The organism is Bacteroidota bacterium, from assembly GCA_034723125.1.
Classification (GTDB): Bacteria; Bacteroidota; Bacteroidia; order CAILMK01; family JAAYUY01; genus JAYEOP01.
Genome location: JAYEOP010000202.1, coordinates 1 through 3,508 on the forward strand (window position 1 = coordinate 1; position 3,508 = coordinate 3,508).

4 protein-coding genes are annotated in these 3,508 nt (G+C 28.8%); 3 read left to right on the forward strand and 1 reads right to left on the reverse strand.

From position 1 onward, the window contains the following. Positions 1-338, forward strand: a 338-nt coding sequence (locus tag U9R42_05865; protein ID MEA3495547.1) for a gliding motility-associated C-terminal domain-containing protein, incomplete at its 5' end; no start/stop codon positions are given. Between the two features lie 40 nt (positions 339-378). Here U9R42_05865 and U9R42_05870 read toward each other — a convergent pair. Further along, positions 379-1,386, reverse strand: a complete 1,008-nt coding sequence (locus U9R42_05870) for a WYL domain-containing protein (GenBank protein ID MEA3495548.1) — start codon at positions 1,384-1,386, stop codon at positions 379-381. 74 nt (positions 1,387-1,460) lie between these two features. On the opposite strand from U9R42_05870, the gene U9R42_05875 reads away from it, so the two are divergent. Beyond that, positions 1,461-2,819, forward strand: coding sequence for an AAA family ATPase (locus U9R42_05875; protein MEA3495549.1), 1,359 nt, complete (start codon positions 1,461-1,463; stop codon positions 2,817-2,819). Positions 2,820-2,845: 26 nt separating this feature from the next. Next, positions 2,846-3,505, forward strand: coding sequence for an AAA family ATPase (locus U9R42_05880; GenBank protein ID MEA3495550.1), 660 nt, complete (start codon positions 2,846-2,848; stop codon positions 3,503-3,505). Positions 3,506-3,508: the final 3 nt, after the last annotated feature.

A 3,508-nucleotide genomic window follows, 5' to 3' on the forward strand; every position in this document is an offset into this window, starting at 1 on the left:
CAGCAGTTAGAAATAGTGATGGACAAGTCAGCTATTCAAATACAGTGTGCATAGAAACACCTTTCAATATTTTTGTTCCTACAGCTTTTACTCCTAATGGTGACGGACTTAATGATGAGGTAGTTATCAAAGGCTCTTTTATTGTTCATTTTACAATGCAAATATTTTCAAGGTGGGGAGAATTGCTATTTGAAACAGAAGATATTACAGACCGCTGGGATGGCACCTACAAAGGAGAACTTTGTCCCGAAGGAGAATACTACCTTTATATTTATTCAAGAGGCACTCTTTATCAACATGAAAAATACAAAGGAACGATTATGTTGTTAAGGAATTAGTGATGGGGAGGACTTAGAGACTTACCATTTGTTTGGCTTATTAATAATTGCTAAGTGCTTTTTTTAAACGGGACTTAATTTCTTCTTTGATATTTTGGGGATTTAATATTTCTACTTGATTACCAAAAGAAAGTATTAGTTGTTCAAACTCGTAATTTGGAATAATTTCAATTGAAATAATTAATTCGTTTTTATCATCTTTAATTTTCTTTTGAGAACCATGCAATGGTTTTGTTTTTATGTAAGGTGCTAAAGTTTGAGAAATTTTAATATCAATTTTTGTAAGTTTAGCTTTAGGAGGAATGCTCACACCAATAATATCTTCAAAATATTCTTCAAAATCGTATTTCTCATTCTCAATATATGTTTTATTAAGTTTCGAAAAGTTTTCAATTCTATCAAGAGCAAGGTTTGTAAGTTCATTGTATGAAGGATTTAAACCAAAAAGAAACCAACGATTATTATATTGCTTTATGTAATACGGATGAATTTCAAATTCTTTTTGTTCATCACTCGTAAAAAGTTTATATGATATTTTAAGAACTTCCTTGTAAATAATAGCATTGAAAAAATCGCCTAAATAATGAATTCCTTTTAAATAATCATTTGAGTCAAAACTAATTACACTTTGTGAATCTTGTTTAATGGAAATGCTTTGTTCAATTCTGGCAATTATTTCATTTATCCACTCAAATTGTGGCATACCTTTAAAACGCGAAAGTATTAGTAATGCCGATTTTATTTGCATTGCTTCAATTTCATTTAGTGGTTGATTTTTTATTGAAAATGAAATATCGTAATAGCGATAATAAACCTTTCTACCAAATCTAAGTCTTTCCAATGGTATTGACCAGCCTTGCTCACTTTCCATAAATCGTATGTCAAGAAATAATTGCCTTCTACGAATTCCTTTTTGATTTGGTTCAAGGTCTTGAATTGCCGTGTTACAGTTTTCTAATAAATCATCCCAGAAGTACATTTTGCCAGGATTTCTAAAACATTTATCCAAAGTATGATATCTTATTAGAGCGTTCTTATTAAATGACATATTGAAAGTTTTTCTATCTGTGCAATTAGACTGCACAGTGCAAATATACTTTTGTTTTTAGAATAAACGACAAAATGAAAACTTTAACTGAAAATATTGAAACAAAAGAAAGTCTTTTTAAGCAGAATATTTCAAGTGAGGATATTATTGATTGGGATTATTATCAAAAAATATTTGAAAAAGTTGAGTTTTCAAACAGCAATTTTTTTATCACAGGAAAAGCAGGAACAGGGAAGTCAACTTTTATTCGCTATTTTATAGAGCATTCTGTTAAGAAATTTATTGTACTTGCTTATACTGGGATTGCTGCTCTAAATGTTAATGGAGAAACAATAAATTCCTTTTTTCAATTTCCTTTAAAACCCTTATTACCAAATAGTTCTGACGATATAAAGGTCTTTAATAAGAACCATCCAAAGCGTTCTATTATTAAGGAATTAGAAACAATTATTATTGATGAAGTGTCAATGGTGAGGGCAGATATTATGCAGGGAATTGATTATTCTTTAAGAAAAAATACAGGCATTAATAAGCCTTTTGGAGGTAGGCAAATTATTATTGTTGGCGATTTATTTCAAATACCTCCTGTTGTTAGAAGTGGTAGTGGAGTTGAAAGTGAGATGTTTAAATCAGTTTATAAAACACCTTTTTTCTTTAGTGCATCTGCCTATAAAAATGCGAATTTTAAATTACTTGAGCTAACAAAGACGTTTAGGCACAATTATAAGGATTTTATCAAACTTCTTGACTTGATAAGAACTGCGAGTTTTACAAACAATGATATTTCTTTGCTTAATAAATCGTATAAACCATATTTTGAAAATAATATAAATAATCTTAGAATAAGTCTTGTTACCACAAATGCGATTGCATCAAGGATTAATGAGAGTTGTTTAAAAAAAGTATCAGGTCAAACAAAAGTATATCATGCAGTAGTACAACATGACTTTGCAGTGTCAAAATTCCCCACCGATTATGAGCTGAAATTGAAATGTGGTGCCCAAATTATTATGGCGAAAAATGATTATTGTGGAAGATGGGTAAATGGTAGCATTGGAAAAGTACATAGCTTATCGGATAAATGTATTGAAGTAAAATTTGAAAACAATAAAATTTATAAAGTTGAAAAATATACTTGGTACAATATAAAATACAAATGGAATAAAATAAAAAATAGAATTACAACAGAGGTATTAGGTGCATTTGAACAGTACCCAATTAAACTTGCATGGGCAATTACAATTCACAAAAGCCAAGGATTAACATTTAACAAGGTTGCAATTGACCTTGGATTTGGTGCTTTTGCTCACGGGCAACTTTATGTGGCATTGAGCAGATGCAAAACTTTGAATGGAATTGTTTTGAAAAGTAGAATAAAACCCAGTGATGTTATTTTAGATGAAAGAGTAATGAGATTTTGTGGAAATTATTAACTTGCAAAGTTATTAAAATTAAAAATATGGGACATTTAACAGGATTTGGATTAAAAAATTTTAGAGTTTTTAAAGAGAAAACATGGTTTGATTTTGCACCTATAACCGTACTTACAGGTCCAAATAATAGTGGAAAAAGTTCATTAATAAAAGCAATATTAATGCAGAAAGAAAATAAATTTACCGAACATTCTATTTTAGATAGCTTAAAATTTTCAACAGATAATAGCTTACTTGGTGATTTTAATAGTTGTATATCGGATAATAACTCAGAGAATAATGAAATTAGTTTTTATTTTCCATTTCATTTTCGATATATTCAAACTGAGTTAATATTAAGATTATCTTTTAAAGTGGTAAAAAATAATGAAAAAGTAAAATTAACATATTTTAAAGTAACTGAAAAGAAAAGTGGGAAGATAATATTTGATTTTTATGAAACGAAATCTAGGCACTGGAATGGTAAAGTAAATTTTATTTATATTAAAAATGAAATCAATAATTCATTGAAAGAAGGATTCAAAATAAGAAAAAAGGATGAAAGACTAAACCGGATACTTATAGATATGGAAGACGATAATAATAGTAATTATTTTTCAGAAAAGGAATTGCTTGATGAGAATGATATAAAAGGGGCTTATTTTCAGGAGATATTCCCTCTTCCAAAAAAGGACATTCTTTTTTGAAAG